The sequence below is a fragment of the Streptomyces sp. NPDC001770 genome, assembly GCF_053596135.1.
Map to the genome: position 1 here is coordinate 190,082 of NZ_JBSFFN010000003.1, position 26,981 is coordinate 217,062.

The following is a 26,981-nucleotide window of genomic DNA, read 5'->3' on the forward strand; positions in this document are numbered from 1 at the left end:
CCCGGGTGCCGGCCCTCTCCGGAGAGGACCTCTGACTGAGACCGATCGTTCTCCCTTGCTGTTCGCTAACCTGTCCACATGGTTCGGAGAACGAAAGAAAACGTCACGTCGGAAGCGCGCGCGCGGCTGCTCTCCACGGCGACCAGGATCTTCTACGCGGAGGGCATCCACTCCGTCGGTATCGACCGGATCGTGGCGGAGGCCCAGGTCACCCGCGCCACGCTGTACCGGCACTTCAAGGGCAAGGATGACCTCATCCTCGCGTACCTCGGCGAGGCCGACAAGCAGCTCCGGGGGCAGGCCGAGGCAGCCCAGGCGGGCGAGGAGCCGGCGGCCGAGAAGGTCCGGGCCGTCTGCCGGACCATCGCCGCGGGTATCCGGCATTCGGGTTTCCGGGGCTGCGCGTTCCTCAACGCGGCGGCGGAGTACCCCGATCCTGAACACCCGGTGCACCGGGCCGTGCTGGCCCACCGGCAGTGGTTCCTGGAGACCGTCACGGGGCTGCTGGCCCAGGTCGGCGAAGCGCCGGCCGAGGACGCCGGCCGGCATCTCGTCATGCTCCGGGACGGCGCCATGGCCTCCGGCTGCCTCTCCGATCCCAAGCTGGTCTCGGAGACCTTCCTGCAGGCCGTCGAAGGAATCCTGCGGGCCCGCTCCGCCTGACCGGCCGCCGTCAGCGCGGTGGCTCTCGGTCGGGCTGCCAGAGCGGGTGCTCCCGCTCGGCCCACTCCCGTGCGACCGAGCCGGTACGCATGCCCCGGCGGGCCTCCGCATCGCCCATGGCCTTGCCGATGTGGCCCCCGACGACGACGGCAAGGGTGAGGGCCAGCCAGTCGTGCACGAAGGTGGCCCCGGTGCGCCAGACCAGCGGGGTGAGGTGGGTGAACCACATCAGCAGCCCGGTACCGAGCATGACGAGCGTGGCACCCGCGACCCAGGCCGCGTAGACCTTCTGCCCGGCGTTGAACTTGTCCGCCGGACGGGAGTCCGGCCGCCTGTCCCGGCGCAGGGCCGCGCGCAGCCACCGGCGGTCGTGCGGGCCGAAGCGGTTCAGCCGGCTCAGGTCCGCGCGCAGAGCCCGGGAGGCGAGCGCGATCAGGACCGGGACGGGAAGAGCGATTCCCGACCACTGGTGCACGGTGACCACAAGGGCGCGGCGGCCGACGAGTTCGGCGAGCGCGGGCAGGTACAGGAAGGCCGCGGTCGTCCCGCACACGCCCATCAGCACGGCCGTCGCGCGGTGGGCCCAGCGCTCGGCCGGGCTGAATCGTCGCAGGCGCGGGGCGGGTCCCGGCTGCTTCGCCGCCGGTCGGAGGTCAGGTTGTCGGCTCATCGTCCCGCCCGTTCGATCGGCCCACCCAGGCATCGATGTCGTAACCGCGCCCCTCCCAGAAGCCCGGTTCCACGTCCTCTGTGACCGTGATGCCGGAGAGCCACTTGGCCGACTTGTAGAAGTACATGGGCGCCACGTAGAGACGGACCGGACCGCCGTGGGAGTGGCCGATGCCCTTGTCCTGCATGCGCAGGGCGACCAGGACGTCCGCGCGGCGCGCCTGTTCCAGGGTGAGGCTCTCCGTGTAGGCGCCGTCGAAGCAGGTGAAGTGCACCGCGCCGGCCGAGGAGCGCACCCCCGCGGCGTCCAGCAGGTGCGACAGGCGCACCCCTTCGAAGGGGGTGCTCGGGACACGCCACCCGGTGACGCACTGGATGTCGCGCACCGTACGGGTCTGGGGCAGCGCCCGAAGACCGGCCAGGGTGTAGGAGGCCGGGCGGTCGACCAGACCGTCGACGGTGAGCCGGTAGGTCTCGGCGTCCTTGTGCGGGACCGACGAAGTGACCGAGTAGTAGCGGAAGCCCCCGCCGTTCGGAAGGATCCCTGTCAGCCCGGTGGGATCCAGTCCGGCCAGTGCTTCCGTGCCGCGCTGCAGCGCGGGGGCGGCGACGACGCCGAGCGCGCCCAGCCCGAGCGTGCCGAGGAGGACGCGCCGCCCGACAGGAGCGCCCCGGCCCTCCGGTGATGCAGAGTTCACGTGTTCGTCCTCCCGTGGGTTCCCCGGTCCGACCGTGGCTGATCCGGGGGCAGGTTGGAAGTATCCGGCGTCACCCTGTCACGCACGGGAACCACTTGGCACACCGGATGCGCCGGTACCGCACACCGAACGGGTGGCCGTCCGCAGCGCCTGGCGGTGCAGCGTGTCCAGCCGCTCCCGCACGGCCCCCGACCCGTCCGCGAGTGCGAGCTGCACCGTGCAGGCGATGAAGCTGTCGCGCAACTCCTGGGTTCTCTTGAGCTCTTGAAGCAGGTCCGTGGTCAGCTGGTCGAGCCGTTCGCGGATCGGACCGAGGTCGGGGCGCGTCGTGGGCGCTTCCTCCGGGTGGGCGGTCCAGCGCGCGAACAAGCCCTTCTGCACGGTCTTGCTCGCGGTGATCTGATTCCGGAAGAACACCGCCGCCTCGTCCGGGTCCACCCCGATGACAACGGCCTGCTCCCGGACCCCTTGCAGGACCTGTTCCTCACGCACCGGGTCCTCGATGGGCGACTCCGTACCGTACTTGGACGCCGCCACGTCATCACTGATGCGGATGCGCTCGATGACAAGGCCCGCCAGAGGGCCGAGCCTGCCGGTCGGCCCTGCCGTCCCGGCCTCGCCGCCCGCGCGCTCGGCGGCCGCATGCGTACGCGGGGTGGCCACGGCCTGAGGAACGGCCAGCACCGTTACTGGCACCAGGAGTGCGGTGACGGTGACGCGGTGAGTCATGTTCTTGCGCAAGTTCACTTTCCTGCCTCCGATTTCGACATCGACGAAAGCTGTCTCCGCGCGGCTTCGTCAGGTGGCCGCACGGAGGACGTCCCGTGATCCGTGGCGGATCAGTGCGGCGTCGGATGCGGTGCACCGCAGGACGGAGGCACGTCCGCATACCGATCGCATGCGGACGTACCGGCAGCACGGGCGACACGGCGGCACGTGGGCCACCGAGCCGGCCGGTCCGGTGGGCCGCCCACGTGCCGGGCGGGGGCATCCGGTCCTGCCATCGAAGCGCCTCGCACGCATCAAGCCAAGGCAGAACATTCTATCTCTTCAGTTACCGGCCCGACTGCCCGACTCCACGTCGGCAGACGGTCACCACTGGTTCCAGTGGCCGAATCTCCCGTTGTCGGGCCGGACCCCCACGGACAGCTCCGGCTCGCCCCGGCTCACCGGCCACCGGTTCGCCGACCGGACCCGGACCAACCACGCGGCCGTCCACGCGCCGCTCGCCGCTGGACACGGCCGCCGCGCGGTCCGACGCCAATCGGCCGAGCCGGATTGCCGCTCCCCCGAGAGCGAATCCCGCTCTGTCTTCTCCGGGTTCCGCACCGTACGGTCCGCGGGGGGCTGCTGATACGCCCGGCCCGCCCGGCCTGCCCGGAGTCCCAAGGCGCGTGGTCGCCATGACGGAGCCCGCCCCCGGGAAGCAGGCATCGCGAGCCGGCTCATAGGCTGATCCCATGCAACTCACGGGAGAGATCACCAGTACCCGTCCCTTGCTCGTTCTGGCGGTCAAGGAAGAGGCCCAGTACCTCGACACCTCCTTGCCCGTCCTGCTGACCGGAATGGGCAAGGTCAACGCCGCGACCGCGCTCGCCGCGGTACTCGGCAGCGGCCCGAGGCCGTCGCACGTCGTCAACCTCGGCACCGCGGGAGCCCTGCGCCCGGGCTGGACCGGTACCCACGTCATCGGCACGGTCATGCAGCACGACCTGGACGGCGACACCTTGCTCACCCTGACCGGGGAGACCTACGGCGCCCCCCTGACAGTGGGCGACCCGGACGGCCCCACCCTGGCCACCGGGGATTCCTTCATCGACGACGAGGCCGCTCGCGCCCGCCTGGCGGCGCACGCATCCCTGGTGGACATGGAGGGCTACGCCCTGGCGACTGCCGCGCACCTGGCCGGTGTGTCTCTGCGTATCGTCAAGCACGTCAGTGACGATGCCGGCGAGGGAGCCGCCAAGTCCTGGCGGGAGTCGGTCGCGGAGTGCGCCCGTGTCCTCGCGGACTGGGCGGCCCGCAACGTCCCCGACTGCGCCTGACCCCCTCCGTCCCGCCGACCGGGCGGGCGGGTCCGACGTCCGTACCGTTGCCGGGCATGGACGGCCATGGACGGTGTACAGCGACGACTGCCGCGGGACCCGCGTCCCCGCGCCCCGCGGTCAGGGTTTCGGCTGGGCCCGTGGGCCGACCAGCCCTTCGTAGAGGGCTCGCCGCTCCTTGGAACCGTCCTCGGTCGCGGCCAGCAGGGCGTCCCACTCCCCCTTGATCCCGTCGAGGAAAGCGCGCCAGTCCCCGCCACCCATCTCCCCCAGCTCGACCAGGCGTTCGTTCTTGCTCAGCCCGCCCGAGCCGACCTTGTCGCGCTTGTGGCCGTGCAGAACCGACTCCGGGTTGGCAGTGGCCTCGGTGGAGCGGAAGTCGTGCTGATAGCCCACCGGGCTGGCGGCGTGCGGTGCGAGGGTCTCGATGCCGATCTGAAGCGAACCGTCCTTCTTCGTGGTCGGCCGGTGATGGACGAGAAGCATGTGGCCGTGGGATCCGTTCGGCAGCACCACGTCGCCGTTCCAGTCCTTGGAGCCGAAGCCGCCACCGGAGATGTCCTGTCCCCACATGTCCGGACGGTCGGCGCCGACGGACAGGATGTTGGTGAGCGACGCCGCGAGTCCGCCCTTTTCCTTGAACGCGCCTGGCTTGCCCCCCTTGTTGGGGCCGATGGCGGTGCGGTGGGTGGCGAACGCGCGTTCGCCTACGCCCGGCGCGGGAGTGTTCGTACGGTCGTCCTGGGTCACACCCAGGAAGTGAGGCAGCGAGTAGGCCGGTTCGTCGGGCGAACTCAGCGAGGGAATACGGATGTTGACCCGCCCGCCGTGGGCGAGGGCACGGATGACGTCCTTCTCGTAGTCGGCCACATGGGCTCCGGCGTCCGGGTCGTACAGCTTCAGCCCGTTCTGCAGAATGAGAAGCACCTTGGTGAGGATCTCGCGGGCCTGCGCATCACGCACCGCGGCATCGGGTGCGCCGGTGCCCTTTCCCTTCTCCTTGCCCTTGGTCGGGCCCGCCCCGGAAACGCCGTCCGGGTGCAGACGCTCGGGAGCCATCCCGGCCGGGTGCAGCGTGTCGATGGCTGTGTCCCGGATCTGCTGGTCACGCTCCTGCTCCAGGGCCTTCTTCTCCTCGGGCGAGGTTCCGGGCGCCTGGGTGAGCATGAACCGGCCGAGTGTGTAGGCGGGCGAGATCGGCGTGTCCGGGCCTGCTCCGGGAACGCCGGGATGGTTGGCGCGCACGGCCAGGGTGGCCACCAGCACGCGCTTGCCCGAGGGGAGCCTGAGCCAGTCGTCGAAGCGGCCCTTGGCGTAGCTCTCGGCCTGCTCGTAGGTGCCGATGCCCACCTCGTCGAGCCACTCCGGATTGATCTCGGAGAGGTTCCTGATGTCGGCCAGGTCCTGGCTGTTGAAGGCCTCACCCCGCATGACACGCCGGTCGAGGGTCTTCCTGAGCCGGGCCGGGCCGGCGACCATCCAGTGCTCGGGCCACCAGGTCCCCGGCGCGAAGGCGTTCTTCTTCGTTTTGTCCTGGATCGCGTGCTGTTCGATCGAACCGCTCAGGCGGGCGATGACTTCCGTCCCCTTGGGGGGCTGCTCGGCCTGTCGGGAAGCGGGCTCCTCGGGCTCCGCACCCTGGCGCACTCGCTGGACCGGCGCCGATCCGGTGTGCGGGTGCGGGTGCGCGCGGCCGTGGTCCGCGTGGCCGGGTGTGTGCGCGGCTTCGGCGGACAGACCCTGGACGGGCGCGAGGGCGCTCATGACCCGGTCGGCCGCGGCCTTGGCCCGGCGCTCACCCGCATCGCCCTGGGCCGAGACGCGCAGGCCGGCACCGTTGTCGGTGCCGGGTACGGGTCCCGCCGCATGGTCGAGGGTGTGCGCCTGCTCGTGTGCCCAGTCCTTCCTGGACAGCCCGCCGCCGTCGAACCGCTGTTGCCTCTCACCGCGCAGGGCTGGGTCAAGGGGGCGCGACGCCGGGCGCGGACTCTCGTCCGCAGCGGTCCGTTGCACCCGGGCCCGGTCGACGGCCTCGCTCTGCGGGCCCGCTCCGGGGCGCGACGAGGTCGCACCGCCCGCTGCCACACGCTGCAGATGGCGCACCCACGCACTGTTCAGAGTTGCCGGCGGCCGTGCCTGGCGCGTCGTGCCCGATGTCCGTTCATCGGCCTTCCGGTGATCCCGATCGGCGGAGCGCACAGGTGGACCTCCTTGCCGACTCGACGGGTGTGCCTACTGGTTGTAGGCGAAACACCCGTACCGCAGCAATGGTCTAAGGGGCAGAATCGGTTGCCCCCACGGCCTCGCCCTCGACCATGACCTGCTCACCCAGCAGGCGTACGACGGCACCGTTCCCCACCACGCCTTGGAGATGGGCGAGGCGGGCGACCACGGAGACCTCCGGAGCGGACTGGGCGATCGCCGCACGAACCGGGGGCGCCCCCGCACGCTCCGCTCCGGCCCCGGCCCCGGCCCCGGCCGACGAACCCTCCATCGCGCTCCCCCTTCAGCAAGCACCACCCCACCACGGCCACAGTGCCACCGGCGACTGCGGGCTGTCGCCTCGGGCGGGGCGATCACCGCACCGGGCCCGCCGGCCTGGCGACGGCCTCCAACCTGGCTCCCGCCCCGGTGCACTTGCTGGTCGCCGGCCGGTGATCCGCTTCCGGATGCCCTCACCCGCCGGTGCGGTGTCGATGGTGCGGGTGCCGTCGATGACGTGGTGGCCGTGGTGCTGGGCGGCGGCGCAGGCGTGGTCGGGCAGGATGCGCAGGCGGGTGCCGACGGCCGAGCCCGTTCCACGACCGGCCGGCTGTCGCCGGGCGCACCCGGCCACGCACCGCACGACCGCCACCGGCGCGCGGAGCTGAGGCCCCGTGGCCGACGGCACGGATGGCGATTCGGCGGCGATGGACGGCAGATCCGTCCGCTCCGACGCGACTACGCTGAGGGGGTATCACATTTGAACGAAGGACACACATGACCCGCCCGTACCGCCCCGGACCGAAACAGTTCGTCTTCGCCGTCGGTGACGGCAACGACCAGCACGTCTCCGTGAGCGACCCTCAGGAAGCGTACGTAGCGTTCTCCGCGTTCTTCCGTGGGCGGGATTCCGGCACCTGCACCGTCGAAGACGTACGGGCGGGCCAGAGATTGGTGCTCATGCCCGGCCAAGGCGTGATCGCCCGGTTCGAAGCAGCGGACCAGCGAACCCGGTCCGAATACCTCAGGGTCGACAGGGCCAATCGCTACATGCCGAGCGCGATGCTGTTCTTCGAGAACGGTTACGCCGGCCTCGACCACTTCGGCCAGTGGTTCGCAAACCTCGCGGACGTCGACGCGTCACCGGAGACCCGGGGTGCCACCCGCGCCGCCGCGATCACCACCGAAGCCGCCGCAATCGTGGAAATCGCGAGGATCTGGGCCGATTCGGGCATCGTGGACCCGGGCGACCAGTACTACGTCTTCTTCGACTCGCACGATGCCGGCGACGACCGGGCCGAACGAGCCGAACTGCTCGGGCTGATCGAGTTCCTCGGCCTCGAACGGGTCGACGCCCCGGCCGAGGCCGCCGACGGTGAGGTCTGGGTGCGCACCGACACACGCCTCGACGCCGAGTTCGAGCGATGGTCATGAACGGATGACTCGGGATCGGGGCTGCGGCTCCGCCGTGAAGCTCGCCGTGGGCCCGCGGCCGACCCGGCCGGTGCTCGCTTCCGGGGCTGGCGCCACAGCCAGTGGTCGGCGGGCACACCCGGCGGGAAGGGGTGGTCCGGCCACGGATCGAGAACCGTACCGGCCGTCTGGGCCGTCCGCGTGACAGCCGACGGGAAGCGCATGCCGGTGCGAACCGGGCCGATACCTCCTGCGTACGGTCCGTTCCGGTGGCCGCGCACGGCCCACCTCCGATGCGCGGCCCGCCCGCACCCGGGGCGCCCAGGACCCCAGGTGGACGGGGTCCTCCGGCGGGGCCCGCGCGCGGCTCCGTCGAAGTCGGCAGGAGGTCGTCATGGATGTGTCGCCCGGTACGCGGGAGGGCCCGGGGCCGGAACTGGACCGGGCCGTCCTCTGGGCGCTCTTCACCGAGTCTCCCAGCGGTCTCCTCGTGCTCGATCCGGAACTGCGGCTCCTGCGGTTCAACAGCGCCGCCCGGCACGCGGACGCCGTCCCCCTGAGCAGTGCGCGGGGCCGACGCCTCTCCGACTGGGCGGGTGACTTCTACGGCGACGACGTGGAGGCCATGCTGCGCCAGGTACTGGACAGCGGCGTGCCGGCCCTCGACGTCGGGGTGACCGGCCACCTGACTTCCGGGGCGGCCGAGACGGCCCTGTCGGTCTCGTGCTTCCGGCTCACCGGTCCGGACGGCGGCATCCTCGGGGTCGCGGTAGCGATCGTGGACGTCACCGACCGCCAACGGGCCCGTAAGCGGCTGGAGCTGCTCAGACGGGCGGGCGGACGCATCGGCACCACGCTGGACATCTTCCGCACGGCGCAGGAACTCGCGGACGAGCTTTCACCGGCCCTCGCCGACGTGGTGGTCGTCGAGGTCCTGGACGCGGTGCTGCGCGGTGAGGCCGCGCCCCCCGGTCCGGTCCCGGAGAGCGGACCGCTGCGCTGCGCCGGACGGCGTACCGTACCGGAACTCGAAACGGAGGGGATCTCCGAGATCGGCGAGGTGATCGGACTCTCCTTCGCGACCCCGTTCGTGCAGAGCATGACCGACCTGCGGACGCGGCTCGTCAACCGCCTCGACCCGCGGACCGCCTGGCTGGAACGGGAGCCGCGGCGGGGCCACCACCTGGTCGGGCTCGGCGCCCACTCGCTGATGGTGCTCCCGCTGACCGCCCGTGGCGTCGTCCTCGGTCTGGCCCACTGCTACCGGCTGGGCCGAGCCCCCGCCTTCGACGAGGAGGACCTCGCCGTGGCCGCCGAGCTCGCCGACCGGGCGGCCCTGTGCCTGGACAACGCCCGCCTGTACAACCGCGAGCGGTCGGCCGCGCGGATCCTCCAGCTCACCCTGCGGCCCGCCCGGGTGTCCGACCACCCCGCCGTGGAAACCGCGTTCAGTTACCGGCCGTTCGGGGCCGGGGGCGACTGGTTCGACGTCGTCCCCCTGTCCGGGGCCCGGGTGGCGCTCGTCGCCGGCGACACGGCGGGCCGGGGCATCCAGGCCGCCGCCACGATGGGCGAGATCAGGTCCGCGATCGGCGTACTGGCGGTGCTCGATCTCCCGCCGGACGAGGTACTGGAACGTTTGCACGCCCTGGTGACCCGCCTGGAGGGTGAGCAGCGGCGGAGCGACGACGGGGGCGAAGGCGCTCGGGAGAGGACGTGCCTGTACATGGTGTACGACCCCGTGTCGCGGCGCTGCACGATGGCGAGCGCAGGACATCCGGCGCCCGTACTCGCCCACCCGGACGGCACGGTGGAGTACGCCGATGTGCCCTCCGGACCGCCCTTGGGCCGCGGGATGCCGGACTACCGCGCGAATGAGGTGGAGCTGCCCGAGGGCTGCGTCGTGACACTGGCCAACGCGGCGCTGCTCCGCGCGGCTTCGGGCACCCGCGAGGAGCGGCTGGCCTACCTGCACGACGCGCTGCTGCCTCCCTCCCGGCCCCTGCAGGAGATCTGCGACACCCTGCTCTACACGCTGGCTCCCGAGCGGGCGGACAACGACGCCGTCCTCCTGCTGGCGCGCACCCGGGTCCTGGGACCCGACCGGGTCGGGACGTGGACGCTGCCCAACGATCCCGCCGCGGTGGCGGGGGCGAGAGCGTCGGTGGAGAGCAGACTGGCCGCCTGGGGGCTCGAAGCCCACGCGTTCACCGCGGCGTTGGTCGTCAGTGAGCTCGTCACCAACGCCGTCCGGTACTCCCACGGCGACATCGGCCTCCGCCTCGTCCTCGACGGGACGACCTTGGTGTGCGAGGTGACCGACGACAGCAGCACAGCCCCGCACCTCCGGCATGCCGAAGCGGGCGACGAGGGCGGCCGCGGCCTCTCCATCACGTCGCAGATCAGCACCCGCTGGGGCACCCGGCCGGAGGCACGGGGCAAGACCATCTGGGCCGAGGTGCCGCTGTCCGACGAGGTCTGAGCGACACGGTGTCCGAACCCGCGTCCCACGGGCCCGTGTCCGGGCGCACGCGGGTCGAGGTGGTGGTCGGCGTCCGCATCCTGCCGGGCAGCTCCGGAGTGCGGCCACGTCGCCGTGGTGACGGCGGATGACCAGTACCGCGTCAAGCACGCTCGGCGGTACCGTCCGCACCGTCGATCCCCTAGGCGTGCTGCGCGGTGCACACGGACAACGCGAAAGGCGCGGAGAGTGCCACGCGGGTCACCAGCATGACCTGGTTGTCCTCAGCATGCCGAGGCCCGCCTGTGATGAACCTTGGCCTTTCAAGGATCTTGACCTACTCGGCCACTGCGTCTGCCATCCGGGCACGCGAGGACTCGATTCCCGGCGTCCAGTCGGCGCGATGACTAGTCATGACAGGTTCATGACGGCATTCTCGGGTCGACCTCATGAACCCCACGAGGTGCACGCTCGCCCGGACTCCCCCTCACCCAGAGGAGATTGCCATGCGTCGCCAGGTCGCCATGCTGCTCGGCTCCGTCACCCTCTCGCTCCCGCTCGCCCTGCTGCCCTCCGTATCCGCCTCGGCGGCGCCTGCGGACAAGCCCCAGGTACTCAGCTCATGGACCCAGACGAGCGCCTCCAGCTACAACAGCTGGAACGCCGCCCGCAACAACCAGGGCGCGTGGGCCGCCTACGGTTTCGACTGGTCGACCGACTACTGCAGCACCTCGCCCGACAACCCGTTCGGCTTCCCGTTCCAGACCGCCTGTGCCCGCCATGACTTCGGCTACCGCAACTACAAGGCCGCCGGTACGTTCTCCGCCAACAAGGCGCGCCTCGACTCCGCCCTCTACGCCGACCTCAAGCGCGTCTGCGCCGCCTACTCCGGCGCGAAACTGACCTCGTGCAACGCCACGGCCTGGACGTATTACCACGCGGTGGACATCTTCGGAACCGCACCGGCCAGGACGAGCACCGCCGGACTGCCCCAGTCCGCCTGACCGGTCCTCCCTCCGGAGGCTCGGGCCATGTCGTGGCCCGAGCCTCCCCGGTCCGGAGTGGGGTTCAGGCGCGGGCGCCGTCCCCGCGCCCCAGCAGCCCGGGCAGATCGGCCAGCAGCGGGGAGGACCCGCACGCGGCGGCAGTGATCAGTTCCTCCAGCGCCTCCAGGTGCGCCCGGATCGCCGCCGGCGGCAGGTACGCGGTGTCGGCGGTCAACATGACGGCGAGCGTGCCCTGTTCCTCGGTCACATGGACGCAGTAGCGGCAGCCCAGCCGTTCCTGGGTGGCGGGGAAGGAGAACCGCGTACGCGTCCGCGCCTTCCTCAGCTCGTCGGCTCCCGGCGGGGGGCCACCCGCCGGCGGGCGCGCGAAGAACCGCTGGTCGTTGTAGCAGCAGTACGGATGCACGGGCGTGCCGCGTTCCCTGCCGATCCGCTCACGGAGCGCCTCCCACGCGACGGGGTCGTACGCGGCGGCCCGGTACCCGGCCATCGCCGCACGCCACGCCACCGGCAGCAGGTCCGTGAACCGTTCGGCTCCGGTGGTGTCGAGGAGGAACGGGGCGTCCTGCGACAGCATCGCCACCAGATCCCGGTGGTCGGCGGCGGTGCGGTTGGCGACGATGGGCATCATCGCAGCCGTGCCGTGGCCGCCGTCGGCCGCGACGAGGGCCGCCAGGCCGGTCATCAGTACCGTCGACCCGCTGACGTGGTGTGCGGCGGCCAGCGCGTCGGTGGCCATGGCGAGGGCTTCCGACACCAGCCGGCCGCTCCAGAACCGGGGGGTCCGGGGTGCCGCGGCCTGCTGGGGAAACATCGTCGGAGGGATGCCGCGGTAGAAGGACTCCCAGTGGGCCAGCGCCCGTTCGCTGCGGCGCACCCCCACCGGTCCGTGCTGTTCCACGGCGAGATCCCTCGGGGTGGCGCGCGGCTTCCGGCCGGCGGAGCCGCGTACCACCAACAGCCGCAGGTCGCGTACCACCTGTTCGGCGGCGTGTCCGTCGCAGGCGAGATGGCACAGCACCAGCACCGCGTGCGTCACCCTGCCCTCGCTGCGCACCGCGCCGACCCGCAGCGGCCACTCCCGTTCGTAGTCGAACCGGGTGGCACTCAGCCGGTCGAGCAGATGCTGCGCGGCCGCGGCCGCGTGCTCCGGCCGTGGTTCGTCGACCACGGTCAGCGGCAGCCGGCCCGAGTCCGACAGCGACTGGTCCGGGGTCCGATCCGTCCCCCGCAGCCTGGTCCGCAGCGCCTCGTGGCGTTCCATCAACGCCGCCACCGCGGCGGTCAGCTGCTCCAGCCCGGTCGTCCGGCCGCGCTCCCCCAGGGGGAGGAGCCGGCCGATGTTGAAGTAGATGTCGTTCGGGGCGGTCCGCAGGATCGCGTTCCAGATCGCCTGCTGCCCCCAGGTCAGCGGCGCCGTACCCGAGCGGTCCCCGGTGAAGGGGACCTCGATCACCTCCTCCGCGAGGTCCGCCGCGGGCACCTCCGGCTCACTCACGGGGCTGTCCGGCGTCCGCGGCGTCGACCCGGGCGGCCAGCGTGTCCACGGTTTCCCGGTAGAACGACGGGTCGGCGAGGTCGACCTCGACACCGAACTCCTCCTCCAGGGCGTCGGCCAGCCTCAGCAGGCCCAGCGAGGTGACTCCCACCTCGGTCAGTGTCGCCCGGGACGCGAGGAGTTCGGCGGTGCCGATCTGCCCGTCCATGGCCTCGCGGATCAGCGCGGCGAGCCGGGCACGCGTCCCGGTGGCGGGGGCGGCGGCGCTCACAGCTGTTCCTGCTCCGCCAGCCGGCGGCGCAGGCTCAGCGGCCTGATGTCGGGCCAGACCTCGTCGACGTGGACGACGCACTCGTCCTCCGTGCCGCTGAATCCGTCGGGCTGCCAGCCCTGCGGCGGTTGCGAATCGGCCGGCCACAGGGCGTGCTGCTCCTCCTCGTTGACCACCACCTGGTAGCGGATGCTCGCGTTCATCTGTTCTCCTCCATGAGGTCGGTGACGCAGGCTGCGACACCGTGGACGGTGGGGCTGTCGAAGAAGACGTCGAAGGGGACCGACACGCCGAACTCCTTGCGGATGCGGCCCGCGATGGAGGTGATCGTCAGTGAGTGGCCGCCCAGGTCGAACAGGTCCTCGTCGGGTCCGAGGTCGTCCAGGTCGAGCACGTGCCGCCAGATCGCCAGCAAGGCGGCGACCACTCCCTGCTCCCCGCCACCGGTTACCTCCTCGTCCGTCGTGTCGCGGCTCCGCGGCGGCTCGGGCAGACGGGCCCGGTCGAGTTTCCCGTTGGGAGTGAGCGGAAGGGCGTCGAGCATCACGTACACGGCGGGCAGCGCGGCGGCCGGCAGACTCCGGGCCAGGTGGGCGCGCAGGGCGTCGGGGGACGGCACCGGGCCGGCCGGTGCGGGCACGACGTAGGCCACGAGCCGGTCCTGTTCGCCGTCCGCACCGTCGCGGAGCACGGCCGAGGCCTGGGCCACCTCCGGATGTCCGCAGAGCGCGTTCTCGACCTCGCCGAGTTCGATCCGGTGTCCGCGGATCTTGACCTGGGTGTCGGACCGGCCCGCGAACTCCAGCCTCCCGTCGGTCCGGAGCCGGACCAGGTCCCCGGTGCGGTAGAGACGGGAGCCGGGCGGGCCGAAGGGGTCGGGCACGAACCGGCTCGCCGTGAGTCCGGCCCGCCCGCGGTACCCGTGCGCGACCCCGCTGCCTCCGATGTACAGCTCGCCGGTCGTCGCGTACGGCAGCGGGCGCAGGCGCTCGTCCAGAACGTACGTACGGGTGTTGGCCAGCGGGCCGCCGATGGTGACGGGGCCGTCCGCCTCGATGCCGGCGGAGGTGGACCAGACCGTGGTCTCCGTCGGACCGTAGACGTTGACCAGCCGCCCCACGGCGCGGCGCAGCGTGGCCGCGAGGGGCGCGGTCAGCGCTTCCCCGCCGGTGAGCGCGACGAGGCCGGGGGCGTGCAGTCCGGCGGCGAGCATCAGCCGCCAGCCGCTCGGCGTGGCCTGCACATGGGTGAGCGCGTGACGTTCGACGAGGCCGGTCAGCGCGTCGCCGTCGCGGTGCCGCCCCTCCGGTACGAGGACGACGCGACCGCCCGTGACGAGGGGGACGAAGAGCTCGACGGTGGAGATGTCGAAGGAGAGTGAGGTGAGGCCCAGCCAGCGGTCCCCGGGCCGCGCTCCGACTGTTTCGCCCATCGCGGCCAGCAGGTTCGCCAGCGCCCCGTGCGGCACCTCGACTCCCTTGGGCGTGCCGGTGGAGCCCGAGGTGTACAGCACGTACGCGGGGTCTTCGAGGGCCGGCGGGGCCGGGGCGGGCGGCGGGGTACCGGTCTCGCCGAGGGGTTCCGGGGCGAGGACGCCGGGCCCGGGATCCTCGGAGACCTGGAGGGTGAGACCGGAGTCGGCGCGGATGAACGCCAGCCGCTCCTCGGGGTGGTCGGGGTCGAGCGGCAGATAGGCCGCGCCGGCGGTGAGCACCCCGAGCACGGCGACGAGCTGGGCGGCGGACCGGGGCAGCGCGATGCCGATCAGGCTGCCGGGGCCGGCGCCCCGTTCGCGCAGTCGGCGCGCGAAGCGGCGTACCGCCGCGTCGAGCCGGGCGTAGCTGATCTCGTCGTCACCGTCGACGACGGCGACGGCGTCCGGGGTGGCCGCGGCCTGGGCCGCGAACAGGGCGGGCAGGCTGGTGTCGGCGTTGCCGGGCACGGACGTGGTGTCGGTGAGCAGGAGCGCGAGCTCCTGCGGGGGGAGCAACGGCAGGGCGGCGATGGGGGTGTCGGGCGCGTCCAGCACGCCGTCCAGCAGGGTGAGGAAGTGGGTGAGGATACGTGCGGGGGCTTCGGGGGCGAAGGCGGCCGTGCGGTACTGCAGGCTGCCTTCGAGCGCGTCCGGTGAGTCGACGAGCTGGAGGTGGGCGAGGTTGCGGGCGGTACGGGCGAAGCCGATCCATTCGGTACGGACGTCCAGCGCGTCACCGAAGCCGGCCTGCGCCGAGGTGGTGCGGCGCCGGTAGCTGAGGGAGAGCGGGCACAGTGCCGTGCGCGGGGTCAGCCCACGGACGGCACGGCTCAGCGGTACCGGTCGGTGGGCGTACAGGGCGCGCAGTTCCTCCCGGACCTCGTGGGCGAACTCCTGGAACGGGGCGTGCGATCGGGGGTGCGTGAAGAGCGGCAGCTCGTTGACGTGGAGCCCGGCCCGTCCGGGTGCGGCCGGGGCGCGGGTCGAGAGCTCGACGGCGGTGGCGGGCTCGGTGTTGCCGTAGCGCAGCAGGAGCGCGTGCCAGGCAGCGGTCAGCAGTTCGAACCGGGTGAGGCCGAGCGCGTGCGCGGTGGCGGTCAGGCGGGCGTGCCGCCGGCCGCAGAGCCGGAAGTCGGCGGCGTTCCCGGGAGCGGGTGCGACCGGGTCCGCCAGGGAGTGTGCGGTCTGTCCCGGAAGGGCCGGAGCGGAGCTCTCCTGCCAGCGGCCGGCCCAGAACCGGGCCGCGGCGTCGACGGCCTGCCCGGTGGGGGCGGGCGCGGACGAAGGGGGTGTGTGCCGGTCCGGGGGCGCGGTGGCGGGGGCGGGGTCCTGGATCGCGGCCCGGTAGTGACGCGCCAGCCCGGACACGTACACGTCCTTGGACTCGCCGTCGAAGACGATGTGGTGGGCGACCAGCAGCAAGGTGTGGCGGCCGGGTCCGGTGGTGAAGAGGGTCGGGCGGACCAGGGCACCGTCCGGGGCGAATGCGGCGGCGGTCTCCTCCTCCTGGAGCTTCTCCAGGTCCGCGGGAGTGCAGGTGAGGTGTCGCACGGAGGGAACCGGCCCGGGGACCAGACACGGTCCGGCGGGGTCGACGCGGGCGGCGAGCACCGGGTTGTCGTGTACGAACCAGGTCCACGCGGTGTGCAGGGCGGCGAGGTCGAGCGGCCCCCGGAAGTGGAGCGCGACGCTGAGGTGATAGGCCGAACCGGTCCGCATCGCCTGTTCGGTGACCCAGACACCGTGCTGGGCCGGGTCCAGCGGGGCCGGATCGAACAGGACGGGTTCGGGCGCGGGCGCGGCCCGGCCGAGCGGGGCCGTGGCCGCGGAGGGTGTGGGCAGGGTCATGAGATCGCCTCGTCGTCCAGAAGCCGGTGCAGTTCACGTTTGAGGACCTTGCCGCCCTCGTTGCGGGGCAGGGTGTCGCGGAAGAGGAACCGGGCCGGGAGCTCGTGCGCCGCCAGCCGGTCCAGCAGGAAGGACCGCAGCCCGGGGACGTCGGGCTCGCCGTGCCGGGGTACGACCACGGCCGCCACCACACTGCCGAGCACCGGGTGCGGGATCCCGAAGGCCGCGGCGTCGGCGATCCCGGGATGGGCGTGCAGCGCGTTCTCCACCTGGATCGTGGAGACCTTGTACGCCCCGGACTTCACCACGTCGCGTTCCCGGTCCAGCAGGTGGAGGTAGCCGTCGCCGTCCAGCATCCCGAGGTCGCCCATCCGCACCCACCGTCCCTGGAAGACGTCCGTGCCGCTTCCCTCCGGTCCGAGGTAGGAGCGGGGCGACGCGGGAGAGCGCAGCCAGATCTCACCGGCCTCGCCGGCGGGAACGGGGCGGCCGTCAGAGTCGGTGATACGCAGCTGGTCGAGCGCGGCCGGCAGACCGGGCGAGTCCGGACGGCCGGGATCGAAGAGAAGGGTGATCTGTGCGGGCGCGGCCTCGGTGGAGGTGTAGTAGTTGACGATCTGCGCACCGTCGAAAACCTGCGACAGGCGCAGTGCGACGGGCTGCGGCAGCGCCGCGGCGGTGGAGCCGACCAGCAGGACCGAGCTCAGGTCGCAGCGCGACAGGGCCGGGGAGGCCAGCAGCTCGATGGCGGTCGCCGGCACCAGGAACACGCTGCCGACCGTGTGCTCCTCGATCAGCCGGGCGAACCGCAAGGGGGTGAACTGCGGGGCCGCGACACCGGCGGCCGCCGCGTTCAGGCAGTTGACGAGCATCGTCTGGCCGGCGTTCGTACCTATGGGAAAGCTGTGGAGGAAGGTACGGGAGTGCCGCAGCGGCCTGCGCCGCTCGTCGAGGGTGCACCCGTGGGCCAGGTTGGCGTGGGTCGCGCGGACGCCCTTGGGCAGGCCGGTGGTGCCGGAGGTGTAGAGGTACTGCGCGGGCGCGCCGGGAGCGGGCAGCGCGAGGTCCGGCGTCTCCTCGCCGGCCTCGGCCTCGATCAGGTCGCCCGGCGCCGCCCACACCCCTTCGGGCAGCCGTGGCGGCGGTCCGTCCGGTGCGTGCAGGACGGCGACCGCCCGGCAGTCGCTCAGGACGTGCGCGGCGGCGGCCGGTGCCATGCGGTCGCTGAGCGGTACGGCGACCCCGCCGGCCCGCAGGACCGCGCAGTAGGCGACGGCGTACTCCGTCCAGCGGGTACTGCCGTACCACAGCCCCACCGGCTCCCCCGGGCCCAGCCCGCGCGCGAGGAGGCCTGCGGCGAGGGCGGCGGAGCGGCGCTGCCAGCTGCCGAAGTCGAGGCTGCTCCCGCCGTTGCGCAGCGCGGTGCGGCCGGGGTGGAGTGCGGCGCGGTGGGCCAGCACCTCCAGCAGGGACCCGGGAGGCGGCGCGGCGGCCGCGCGCCGGGGCGCGGTCACCGCTGCGCCCCGGCCGGCACCGGAGCGGTGTCGGCCTCCGGGGACGCTTCGCGCTTCTTCTTCGCCGCCGCCAGGGCCTGGGCACGCTCCCTGAGCCCGATGAGGTCGTCCGGCTCGGCGTCCGGCACGTCCCGGTCGAAGCGGGCGAGCACCGGCCAGCGCAGGGCGAAGGCCACCAGGACCAGCATGACGAGGCAGAACAGCAGGTACATCAGGCCGATTCCGCGTCCCGGGCCGGTCCCGAGCACCCGGCCCACGCTGCCCGCCAGCACCCCGTCCTCGGCCAGCAGCGGGTCGAACAGCTTGACGCCGAGGGGGGCGATGAGGCCGTGGCCTATCGGCAGGGTGGACCAGGCCACCAGCGTGTTCAGCGCGAAGACCCTGCCGTGGAACCGTTGCGGCACCTTCACCTGCACGATCGTCGAGTACACCCCGTTGACCATCGAGATGGCGCAGGCCATCCCGAAGGCTCCGGCGCCGATCACCCAGAGGTCGGCGCGCAGTCCGGTCACCGCGCTCGCCAGGGCGAACACGGCGGCCAGTGCCAGCATGCCGCGCACCCGGTGTCTGCGGGGTCCGCCCCACACCCCCATGAGCAGTCCGCCCACGATGGCTCCGGCGCCGCTCGCCATCGCCACCCCGGCCGCGTCGTCCAGGGTGCCGAAGGACAGCACCAGCGGTGTCACCAGCAGGAAGAGGGGCGAGAGGAAGAGGTTGAGAACGGCGAACCACAGCAGCATCGAGCGGAATCCACGGTTCTGCCAGGTGTACGTGAACCCGTGTTTGATCTCCTCGACAACCGGTTCCCGGCGGCTCCACGGCAGCGTCCGGGGGAATCTGACGCACAGCAGCACGCCCACGGCGACGACGTAGCTGAGGATGTCGAGGACGAGCACGCCGCGCAGCCCGATGCCCGCCATGAGTGCGACCGCCACCAGCGGTACGACGAACTGCGCCGCGCCGAAGGCGAGTTGCACGGCTCCGTTGGCGTGTCCGAGGTACTGCTTGGGGACCAGTTGAGGAACGGCCGAACTGTAGGCGAGGCGCTGGAAGGTCAGCGCCACCGACAGCACGGCGAGCAGTACGTACAGGTACCAGGTGTCCAGTCGCCCGGCCAGCAGAAGGGCGAGCATGGCGACTTGACTGAGTCCGGCGGTGAGGTCACCGGCCAGCATGACCTTGCGGCGGTCGAAGCGGTCGACCACGGCTCCGGCCAGCGGACCGATGAGAATGCCCGGCAGCATCGCGACGACGGAGTAGAGCGCGAACCGGGTCATCGAACCGGTCTCCAGCAGAATCCAGATGGGCAGGGCGAATTCGGTCAGCGCGGACCCCATGATGGAGGCGAGCTGGCCGAGCACGACCGTGAGGAAGCGGGCCATGCCCGGTTCCGGCCCGTCCGCCGCCCCCGGAGAGGCGGACGGGCTGCCGCCTGCGCGTGGCCGGCGCGGGCCGGGGTCGCCGTCCGGTTCCTGGCCGGCGGTCTGCTTCGGGGCCGCGCCGTCCGGCCCGTCCGTGTCCCGCGCCGGGGCGCCGGTCCGGCCGGACGGATCGGCGGCCGGCTCCGGAGGACCCGTCTCCCCGTGGAACCACCACGCCGCGTCCGGGGTCCGCTCCGGCAGCGACGCGGTGGCCCCCTCACGCAGGGCGCGGTGCACCGTGGTGACCGCCTCGGCGACCTCCGTGGCCCGGTACTTGACGAAGAAGTGGCCGCCCTGGTCGATCACCGCGACCGCCGAGCGCTCGGCCAGCAGCAGCCACTCCCGGTAGCGCTCGGAATAGAAGTCGGCAGCCGGATCGCGGTCACCCACCAGCGACACCAGGGGTGCGCGCAGCCGTGGTGCTCCTGCCTCCACATCGGCGATCGCGCCGGTGAAGTACTCCTCCGCGGCCTGCGAGTCTCGGCGCATGTTGCCCACGATGAACGCGGTCTGTTCGCGGTCGAGCTGGGAGGTGTCGACCCCCATCCCGGTGAGCCAGTTGACGTAGACCCGGTTTCCGAGCAGGGCCTCCAGGGAGGCGATCCGGCTCAGTGTGCCGAGCACGCGGCCGCGCGGTCGTGCGAAGGGGAACTGCGCTCCGGCGTAGACCGCTTCGAGTTCCCGGCCCGATGCCTCCAGCAGGCGTGCCGTCGCCACCGCCAGTGCGGTGCCGACGCCGCAGTGCCCGTACACGATCAGGGGGCCCTCTACACGTTCCTCGATCTCGGCGGCGAGCTTCCCGGCCAGTTCTCCGAACGGCAGGTGCTCCTCGGTGACGCCGACGTCGTGACCGGGTATCGCGACGGACCAGAGCTCGTGGTCGTCGGGAAGCAGGTCGGCGACGGGCTGGTAGACGACCGCGCTGCCGCCTCCGTACGGAACACAGACCACGGTGGCGCGCCGGCGCCCGGCAGGGACCTGGGGGGTCAGCCGGTGCAGCAGTCTGCGGGGGCCCCGGGCGTCCTCGGGCAGTTCCGCCAGCGCCGCGAGGTCTCTGACGGTCCGGCAGTTGAAGAGGTCCATCACGCTGACCGGGCGGCCCCCGGCCTCCGGCAGCAGGGTCCGTGCCCGGGCCACGACCTGGGTGGCGAGCAGCGAGTGCCCGCCCAGGTCGAAGAAGTCCTCGTCCGCCCCGACCTCGTCCAGTCCGAGCACCTCGGCCCAGATCGCGGCGAGCACCCGCTCGGCAGGGCTCTCGGGTGCGAGGGAGGCTCCTGGGGCCCGGTGCGGCTCGGGCTTCGGCAGCGCCCGGCGGTCCAGCTTCCCGTTGGGGGTGAGCGGCAGGGCGGGCAGGGCGGTGAAGGAGACGGGCACCATGTAGTCGGGGAGCACGAGCTTGAGCCGTGTCCGCAGCGCCTGTGCATCGAGGTCGTCCGGTCCGTCCTCGGTGACGAGGTAGGCCGCCAGCCTCTTGTCCCCCGGACTGTCCTCGCGTACGACGACGGCCGCCTCGGTCACGGCCGGCAGCGCGCGCAGGGCGGACTCGATCTCACCTGGCTCGATCCTGAGTCCGCGCAGCTTGACCTGATGGTCGATCCGGCCGAGGTGTTCCAGCGTCCCGTCGGGGCGGCGCCTGCCCAGGTCGCCGGTCCGGTAGAGCCGTGAGCCGGGCGGGCCGTAGGGGTCGGGGACGAAGCGGCTCGCGGTCAGGCCGGGCCGGCGGTGGTAGCCGAGGGCTACACCGGTCCCCCCTATGTGGATCTCGCCCGGGGCGCCGGGCGGTACCGGCCGCAGCGCTCCGTCCAGGACGTACAGCCGGATGTTGTCGATCGGCCGCCCGATCGGCACCGTGTCCAGGACCCCCTCGCACTCCCACGAGGAGACGTCGACGGCCGCCTCGGTCGGGCCGTAGAGGTTCGCCAGCGCGCAGTCCGGCAGCAGGGCCCGGAAGGCACGTGCGGTGTCCGGCGGCAGCGCCTCGCCACTGCATACGACCCTCCGCAGCCCGGTGCACCGGCCGGCTCCCTCCTCCGCGAGGAAGAGCGGCAGCATCGAGGGGACGAAGTGGGCGACGGTGACGGGGACCGAGCGGATCAGTTCCTGGAGGTAGGCGGCGTCCTTCTGCCCGCCGGGCCGGGCCAGGACGAGACGCGCCCCGGTCATCAGGGGCCAGAAGAACTCCCAGACCGACACGTCGAACCCGGCCGGAGTCTTCTGCAGTACCCGGTCGTCGGGGCCGATCGGGTAGCTCCGCTGCATCCAGAGCAGCCGGTTCACCAGGGCGCGGTGGGTGTTCGGCACTCCCTTCGGGCGGCCGGTGGAGCCGGAGGTGTAGATCAGGTACGCCGGATCGTCAGGCTGCGGCCCCGCGCCCCGGCTCATGACGGGAGCGCTCCCACGATGCGCGTCGTCGTCCAGGTACAGCACCGCCGCATCGCAGGCCCCGGGTACGGGCAGACCGCGCTGGGTGAGGAGGACGCGCGCTCCGCTGTCGGCGAGCATGAACTGCAGCCGCTCCGACGGGTACTCGGTGTCCAGCGGGGTGTAGCAGGCGCCGGTACGCATCACGCCGAGCAGCGCCGTGACCAGGGCGTGCGAGCGTTCGGCGCTGACGGCGACCACGTCGCCGCGGGTGACTCCGGCCGCGACGAGCCGGCCGGCGATCCGGTCGGCGGCCTCGTCGAGTGCCGCGTAGGTGAGCGTGCCCTCGTCGCCGGTCACCGCCACCGCTTCGGGGGTACGCGCGATCTGCTCGCCGATCAGGGACACCAGGGTGGCGCCGGCCGGGAGCGTGACGTCGGTGGCGTTGAACTCCTCCAGCTCCAGCTCGCGTTCGGCGCCCGACAGGCCGTCCAGTTCCGACAGGGGCACGTCGGGGTGCTCGGTCACCGCGCGCAGCAGCCGGTCCAGGTGTCCCGCCATGCGGGCGACGTCCGCCTCGTCGAAGAGGTCGGTGTTGTAGTTGAAGGCTCCCCGCAGCCCGTCCGGCCACTCCATCAGGAACAGCTCGATGTCGAACCGCGTGCCGGCGGCCCGCAGGCCGTAGGCCTCCGCGTCCAGTGCCCCCTTCGCGTCCCTCTGCTGTGCGGTCGCATAGTTCTGTACGGCGAGCACGGCCTGGAACACCGGCGGCCTGGAGACGTCACGCTCGACACCCAGTTCGGTCACCAGCTGGGCGAACGGCAGTTCCTGGTGGGCGTAGGCCTCCAGGCAGGTCTCCCGCGTCCGCTCCAGCAGCGCGGCGAAGCCGGGATCCCCGTCGAGCCGGGCCCGCAGGGGCAGCACGTTGACGAACATGCCGACGAGGCCTTCGAGTTCGGGCTCCGGACGGCCGGCCACCGGTGAGCCCACCGCGAAGTCGCGCTGCCCGCTGAACCGGGCGAGGAGCACCTGGAAGGCGGCGAGCATCACCATGTGGACGGTGGCACCGTGGGCCTTGCCGAGAGCGGTGACCCGGTCGAGCAGCTCTCGGCCCACCTGGAAGCCGAATCCGGCCCCGTCGAACGTCTGCCGGGCGGACCGCGGCCGGGCGGTGGGCAGCACGAGGGGCTCCACACCGGCCAGTTCCCGAGCCCAGTAGGCCACCTCTGCGGCCATCGCGTCCCCGCTCAGCCGGTCGCGTTGCCACAGCGCGAAGTCTCCGTACGTGACCGGGAGTTCGGGGAGCGGATCCGGGCCGCCCGCGACCTGGGCCGTGTAGCAGCGCAGGATCTCGGATATCAGGATCTCGCTGGACCAGCCGTCGCTGACGCTGTGGTGCACCACGAGGAGCAGAATGTGCTCGTCGGGTGCGCACCGCACCAGAAGGGTCCGCAGCAGGGGGCCCGCGACGAGGTCGAAGGGCCGGGCTCCCGCCTCGTCCACCAGCCGTGCCGCGTGCGCCTCGTCGACCGCGTCGGCAACGGGCAGCGGAGCGGGCGCGGGCTCGGCGATCTCCAGGACGGGCCTGCCGTCGTCGGTCGCCGGGTACCGGGAGCGCAGGGTCTCGTGCCTGGCCACCACCCTGTCCAGGGCGCGCTCCAGCGCCGCATGGTCCAGTGGGCCACGCAGCCGCCGGGCCAACGGGATGTTGTAGGCGGCGGTGCCCGGTGCGAACTGCTCCATGAACCAGAGGCGTTCCTGGGCGAAGGAGAGCGGGGGCACCTCCCCGTCGTTCCGCCGGGGGACGACGGGCCGGGGCGCGGTGGTGAGGCCGGTCCGCAGCCGGCGGCTCAGCAGGGCGCGCTTGGCCTCGGAGAGGCCTGCGGAGGATGTGGTGGTTTCGCTCATGACGGCGAACCGCTTTCTTCCAGGGAGTCGTCACCGGCGGACAGGAGACTCGCGGCCTCTTCGTCCGAGAGGGCATCGATTTCGGCCACCAGGGCGGCTTCCACCGCCTCGGCGAAGGCTGCGGCCGTCCGGTGCGTGAACAGGGTGCGCAGGGGGACGGTGAGTTCGACGGTCGCCCGGATCCGGGCGATCACCCTGGTGGCGAGCAAAGAGTGCCCGCCGAGGTCGAAGAAGTCGTCCATCGCCCCGACCCGGTCGATGCCGAGAACCTCGCGCCAGACGTCCGCGACGAGTTCCTCCGCCTCGGTGCGCGGGGCCACGTACGCCTCGCGCAGCGCGGGGCGCTGGTCGGGGGCGGGCAGGGCGGCGCGGTCGAGCTTCCCGTTGGGCGTGAGCGGCAGCCGCTCCAGGACGAGTACGGCGTTGGGTACCAGGTGTGCGGGGAGCGATGCGGCGAGCGCGGCCCGCAGGGCGGAAGGGTCGAGGACCTCACTGCCGGGAGCGGTGCCGGGGGCGGGGGCGCTGTCCGCCACGACGGCGGGGGCGCCCTGAGCGGTGCCCCCGTATGGCCCTGCGGAACGGGCGGGCCCCGCGGAACCGGCGAACCCCGCGGAACCGGCCGGCCGGGTGTCCGCCCGGGGACGGAGGCCGGCACCGGGAGCCTGCGGGCCCCCGGCGGGAGCTGCCGGGACCACGTATCCCACCAGGGCGTCCCCACGGGCGACGACCACCGCCTCCCCGACCCCCGGCTGGCGCACCAGCGCGTTCTCGACCTCGCCCGGCTCCACCCGGTAGCCGCGCACCTTGACCTGGCCGTCCAGACGGCCGAGGAACTCCAGCGCGCCGTCGTGCCGGTGCCGGACGAGGTCACCGGTCCGGTAGCGGCGGGACCCGGGCGGCCCTTCGGGATCGGGGACGAAGACACGTGCGGTGGCGCCGGGTCTGCCGGTGTATCCGTGGCTCACCCCCGCGCCGCCGATCAGCAGCTCCCCAGGGGTGCCGGGCGGGACAGGGCCGCCCCGCGCGTCGCAGACCGTCACATGGACCCCGCCGATCGGTGCGCCGATCGGCGGTCGGGTACGGCTGTCGGCCGCCGCGAGGTCGGCGGTCGTCGCGATGATCGTGGTCTCGGTGGGACCGTAGGAGTTGACGAGCCGGACCCGGTCCCCGAACCGGGCCCGCCAGGCGCCGACCGCGGTGGACCTCACCTGGTCGGCGCCCAGGATCATCAGCCGCAGCGAGTCGGGCCATGCCACCGCGTCCAGGTCGCCGACCAGTTGGTGCCAGTACGGGGTGGGCAGGTCCATGACCGTCACGTCGGCGGTGAAGGCCTGGCCGAGCTGGTCCGGCAGGGCGGCACCGGCTTCGGCGACGACCAGGGTGGCGCCGGCGGCCAGCGCCGGGAAGAGTTCCTCGGCGCTGGTGTCGAAGCTGAGCGAGGCGCAGTGCAGGACGCGGTCGGTGTGCGTGATGCCGTAGCCCTCACGCATCCACCGGACCCGTTCGGCGAGTGCGCGGTGCGGCACGAGGACGCCCTTGGGGGTGCCGGTCGAACCCGAGGTGTAGATGACGTAGGCAGGGTCGTCGGGACGGGTGACGGGAAGAACGGCGTCGGGGGAACTGCCGGACCCGCCCGGAGCACCGGTCCGTCCGCCACCGCGGGCCGTGTCCGTGCTCACAGGATCACCGAAGGCATCCTGCCCGTCGGCGCTCAGCGTCCGCACGCCTTCCGGAACCTCGCGCGATCCTGCCCGGCCGGATGTGAGGACGACCTGGGTTCCGCTGTCCTCGATCATGAAGGCGATCCGGGCCGGCGGGTAGTCGGGGTCGAGCGGCACGTACGCCGCACCGGCCCGCCAGGCGGCGAGCATCGCCACCACCGCGCGCGGGCCGCGCGGCAGGAGAACGCCGACGGTGTCCCCCTGCCGAATCCCGTGGGCCGCCAGCCGCAGGGCCAGCCGGCCGGCCTGCGACCACAGGGTGGCGTAGTCGAGTGACTCGTCGCGCCCCCGCAACGCGGTCCTGTCGGGTCCGTTGCGCACTGCCTCCTCGACGGCGGCGAGCACGGTCGGCGGTCCTGCGGCCAGGACCGGTCCCCTGCCCCGTTCCCGGAGGGCCGCGAGCTCCGACGCGTCCGGCATCGGCAGCCGGCGGACCGGGGTGTCCGGGTCGGCCACCGCCGCGCGCAGCAGCGTCTCGAACCACCGTCCGAGCCGAGCCGCCCATGCGGCGTCGATGAGGTCCGTCCGGTACCCGAAGACGGCGACGACGTCCTCGCCGTCCCGCCGCACGTCCAGGGTGAGGTCGAACTTGCAGGCCTCCATGCCCGGGTCGAGCTCGGTGCAGGAGAGGTCGGCGAACGGTGTCGCTCGCAGCAGACCTGCGTCCTGGGTGTGAACGGTCAACAGGGTCTGGAACAGTGGCGTCCGCCCCGGATCACGGTCCAGGCGCAGGGATTCGACCAGACGCTCGAAGGGGATCCGTTCGTGGGTGAAGGCCCCGAGGACGGTGCTGCGGGCCCGGCGCAGCAGATCGGCGAACCCGGGGTCGCCGGAGAGGTCGGAGCGCAGCACCAGCGTGCGCGAGAAGTAGCCGATGACCTGCTCGGCCTCCGGGTCGGCGCGGCCTGCGGTGGGGACGCCTATGCAGAAGTCCTCCTGCCCGGTGCAGCGGTGGAGGACCGCCTGGTAGGCGGCGAGCAGGACCATGAACGGAGTACAGCGCCGGGCACGGGCCAGCGCGTCCACCACGGGCCCGGCGCCGGTGATCACCTGCGTGTGGAAAGCGCCGTGCGTGGAGGGCTGTTCGGGTCGCGGCCGTTCGAGGGGGAGATCGAGGGCAGGGGCGTCGGCGAGGCGTTCCTGCCAGTAGGCGAGTGCTTCGCGCGCCTGCGGACCGTCCGCCTCCCGTGCCTCCGCCGCGGCCTGCGCGCGGTAGGGGGGTGGCAGGGGCAGACCGGTGGCACAACCCTGCCGGTGGGCGGTGTAGTGCGCCGCCAGTTCGTCGCGGAGGATGTTGAGCGACCAGCCGTCGGCGACGATGTGGTGCAGGACCACGCACAGGACGTGTTCGCTGTCGCCCGTCCGGAAGAGGGACACCCGCAGCAGAGGCCCTTGCCCCAGGTCGAAGCCTCGATTGGTGCGTTCGGCCAGCAACGCGTCCAGCCGGTGGTTCCCGGCCCTCAGGTCGAGGTACTCGATGGCCACCGGAGCGGGCGGGCCGACCACCACGGCGGGGGCGCCGTCCTCGTCCGGAAAGCGCATGCGCAGCGACTCGTGCCGGGTCACCACCTGGTCGAACGCGGCCCCGAGGGCCGACTGCGCCAGATCGCCGGTCAGCCGCAGCACGAGGGGAATGTTGTACGAGGGGTCGTCCGGATCCAGTTGGTGCAGAAACCACAGCCGCCTCTGCCCATGGGTCATGTCCGGACACAGAACTGGAACACTCATCGGGCTCCCTCGGGCGCGCACGCCGCGGGGCGTGATGAGCGGATGCTTGAGATCGAGCAGAACGAACGATGAGCGGGAT

17 protein-coding genes are annotated in these 26,981 nt (G+C 72.5%); 5 read left to right on the top strand and 12 right to left on the bottom strand.

Annotation, left to right across the window (positions count from 1 at the left end):
• Positions 1–78 precede the first annotated feature (78 nt).
• The gene (locus tag ACWCSV_RS04565) at positions 79–663 is read left to right on the top strand and encodes a TetR/AcrR family transcriptional regulator (protein ID WP_451138438.1); all 585 of its coding nucleotides are present in this window, start codon (positions 79–81) and stop codon (positions 661–663) included.
• A gap of 10 nt (positions 664–673) precedes the next feature.
• Here the strand turns inward: ACWCSV_RS04565 and ACWCSV_RS04570 are convergent, their stop codons facing one another.
• The 3 genes from ACWCSV_RS04570 to ACWCSV_RS04580 all read right to left on the bottom strand — a co-directional run bounded on the left by ACWCSV_RS04570 (position 674) and on the right by ACWCSV_RS04580 (position 2,771).
• Positions 674–1,333, bottom strand: a complete 660-nt coding sequence (locus tag ACWCSV_RS04570) for a cytochrome b/b6 domain-containing protein (RefSeq protein WP_451138440.1) — start codon at positions 1,331–1,333, stop codon at positions 674–676.
• Positions 1,317–2,030 (bottom strand): molybdopterin-dependent oxidoreductase, encoded by a 714-nt coding sequence (locus ACWCSV_RS04575; protein WP_451138442.1) that lies wholly within the window; start codon positions 2,028–2,030, stop codon positions 1,317–1,319. The genes ACWCSV_RS04570 and ACWCSV_RS04575 overlap by 17 nt, the downstream gene beginning before the upstream one ends.
• 78 nt (positions 2,031–2,108) lie before the next feature.
• Positions 2,109–2,771: a chorismate mutase gene (locus ACWCSV_RS04580; protein WP_451138444.1), complete on the bottom strand. Its 663-nt coding sequence runs from the start codon at positions 2,769–2,771 to the stop codon at positions 2,109–2,111.
• A 719-nt stretch (positions 2,772–3,490) separates the two neighbouring features.
• Between ACWCSV_RS04580 and ACWCSV_RS04585 the strand changes: the two genes are divergently transcribed.
• Positions 3,491–4,075: a nucleosidase gene (locus tag ACWCSV_RS04585; protein ID WP_451138446.1), complete on the top strand. Its 585-nt coding sequence runs from the start codon at positions 3,491–3,493 to the stop codon at positions 4,073–4,075.
• A 120-nt stretch (positions 4,076–4,195) separates the two neighbouring features.
• On the opposite strand, the gene ACWCSV_RS04590 is transcribed toward ACWCSV_RS04585, so the two are convergent.
• Both ACWCSV_RS04590 and ACWCSV_RS04595 read right to left on the bottom strand, forming a co-directional pair.
• Entirely contained in the window at positions 4,196–6,178 is a 1,983-nt protein-coding gene (locus ACWCSV_RS04590; RefSeq protein ID WP_451138448.1) for a PE-PGRS family protein, read from the bottom strand.
• Positions 6,179–6,347: 169 nt separating this feature from the next.
• Positions 6,348–6,569, bottom strand: a complete 222-nt coding sequence (locus ACWCSV_RS04595) for a hypothetical protein (RefSeq protein WP_451138450.1) — start codon at positions 6,567–6,569, stop codon at positions 6,348–6,350.
• A 485-nt stretch (positions 6,570–7,054) separates the two neighbouring features.
• On the opposite strand from ACWCSV_RS04595, the gene ACWCSV_RS04600 reads away from it, so the two are divergent.
• The 3 genes from ACWCSV_RS04600 (at position 7,055) to ACWCSV_RS04610 (ending at position 11,155) form a co-directional block, all read left to right on the top strand.
• Positions 7,055–7,711: a hypothetical protein gene (locus tag ACWCSV_RS04600; RefSeq protein WP_451138452.1), complete on the top strand. Its 657-nt coding sequence runs from the start codon at positions 7,055–7,057 to the stop codon at positions 7,709–7,711.
• A gap of 373 nt (positions 7,712–8,084) precedes the next feature.
• The gene (locus tag ACWCSV_RS04605; RefSeq protein ID WP_451138454.1) at positions 8,085–10,172 is read left to right on the top strand and encodes a SpoIIE family protein phosphatase; all 2,088 of its coding nucleotides are present in this window, start codon (positions 8,085–8,087) and stop codon (positions 10,170–10,172) included.
• A gap of 485 nt (positions 10,173–10,657) precedes the next feature.
• On the top strand, positions 10,658–11,155 hold the full coding sequence (locus ACWCSV_RS04610) for a phospholipase (RefSeq protein WP_451138456.1): 498 nt from the start codon (positions 10,658–10,660) through the stop codon (positions 11,153–11,155).
• Between the two features lie 64 nt (positions 11,156–11,219).
• Here ACWCSV_RS04610 and ACWCSV_RS04615 read toward each other — a convergent pair whose 3' ends face one another.
• The 7 genes from ACWCSV_RS04615 to ACWCSV_RS04645 are packed head-to-tail and all read right to left on the bottom strand — an operon-like array spanning position 11,220 to position 26,875.
• On the bottom strand, positions 11,220–12,656 hold the full coding sequence (locus tag ACWCSV_RS04615) for a condensation domain-containing protein (protein ID WP_451138458.1): 1,437 nt from the start codon (positions 12,654–12,656) through the stop codon (positions 11,220–11,222).
• Positions 12,649–12,927 (bottom strand): phosphopantetheine-binding protein, encoded by a 279-nt coding sequence (locus ACWCSV_RS04620; protein ID WP_451138460.1) that lies wholly within the window; start codon positions 12,925–12,927, stop codon positions 12,649–12,651. Before ACWCSV_RS04620 ends, ACWCSV_RS04615 begins: the two co-directional genes overlap by 8 nt.
• The gene (locus tag ACWCSV_RS04625) at positions 12,924–13,130 is read right to left on the bottom strand and encodes an MbtH family protein (RefSeq protein ID WP_451138462.1); all 207 of its coding nucleotides are present in this window, start codon (positions 13,128–13,130) and stop codon (positions 12,924–12,926) included. Before ACWCSV_RS04625 ends, ACWCSV_RS04620 begins: the two co-directional genes overlap by 4 nt.
• Positions 13,127–16,249: a non-ribosomal peptide synthetase gene (locus ACWCSV_RS04630; RefSeq protein WP_451138464.1), complete on the bottom strand. Its 3,123-nt coding sequence runs from the start codon at positions 16,247–16,249 to the stop codon at positions 13,127–13,129. The genes ACWCSV_RS04625 and ACWCSV_RS04630 overlap by 4 nt, the downstream gene beginning before the upstream one ends.
• The gene (locus ACWCSV_RS04635; RefSeq protein ID WP_451138466.1) at positions 16,246–17,763 is read right to left on the bottom strand and encodes a class I adenylate-forming enzyme family protein; all 1,518 of its coding nucleotides are present in this window, start codon (positions 17,761–17,763) and stop codon (positions 16,246–16,248) included. The genes ACWCSV_RS04630 and ACWCSV_RS04635 overlap by 4 nt, the downstream gene beginning before the upstream one ends.
• Positions 17,760–23,453, bottom strand: a complete 5,694-nt coding sequence (locus tag ACWCSV_RS04640; protein ID WP_451138468.1) for a non-ribosomal peptide synthetase/MFS transporter — start codon at positions 23,451–23,453, stop codon at positions 17,760–17,762. The genes ACWCSV_RS04635 and ACWCSV_RS04640 overlap by 4 nt, the downstream gene beginning before the upstream one ends.
• Entirely contained in the window at positions 23,450–26,875 is a 3,426-nt protein-coding gene (locus ACWCSV_RS04645) for an amino acid adenylation domain-containing protein (RefSeq protein ID WP_451138470.1), read from the bottom strand. The genes ACWCSV_RS04640 and ACWCSV_RS04645 overlap by 4 nt, the downstream gene beginning before the upstream one ends.
• Positions 26,876–26,981: the final 106 nt, after the last annotated feature.

Excerpts from the sequence above, each read along its gene's own strand:
- ACWCSV_RS04630 (WP_451138464.1), bottom strand. The coding sequence starts at position 16,249 with ATGACCCTGCCCACACCCTCCGCGGCCACGGCCCCGCTCGGCCGGGCC.
- ACWCSV_RS04625 (WP_451138462.1), bottom strand. The coding sequence starts at position 13,130 with ATGAACGCGAGCATCCGCTACCAGGTGGTGGTCAACGAGGAGGAGCAG.
- ACWCSV_RS04565 (WP_451138438.1), top strand. The coding sequence starts at position 79 with ATGGTTCGGAGAACGAAAGAAAACGTCACGTCGGAAGCGCGCGCGCGG.
- ACWCSV_RS04640 (WP_451138468.1), bottom strand. The coding sequence starts at position 23,453 with ATGAGCGAAACCACCACATCCTCCGCAGGCCTCTCCGAGGCCAAGCGC.
- ACWCSV_RS04585 (WP_451138446.1), top strand. The coding sequence starts at position 3,491 with ATGCAACTCACGGGAGAGATCACCAGTACCCGTCCCTTGCTCGTTCTG.
- ACWCSV_RS04600 (WP_451138452.1), top strand. The coding sequence starts at position 7,055 with ATGACCCGCCCGTACCGCCCCGGACCGAAACAGTTCGTCTTCGCCGTC.
- ACWCSV_RS04570 (WP_451138440.1), bottom strand. The coding sequence starts at position 1,333 with ATGAGCCGACAACCTGACCTCCGACCGGCGGCGAAGCAGCCGGGACCC.
- ACWCSV_RS04605 (WP_451138454.1), top strand. The coding sequence starts at position 8,085 with ATGGATGTGTCGCCCGGTACGCGGGAGGGCCCGGGGCCGGAACTGGAC.
- ACWCSV_RS04645 (WP_451138470.1), bottom strand. The coding sequence starts at position 26,875 with ATGACCCATGGGCAGAGGCGGCTGTGGTTTCTGCACCAACTGGATCCG.
- ACWCSV_RS04610 (WP_451138456.1), top strand. The coding sequence starts at position 10,658 with ATGCGTCGCCAGGTCGCCATGCTGCTCGGCTCCGTCACCCTCTCGCTC.
- ACWCSV_RS04595 (WP_451138450.1), bottom strand. The coding sequence starts at position 6,569 with ATGGAGGGTTCGTCGGCCGGGGCCGGGGCCGGGGCCGGAGCGGAGCGT.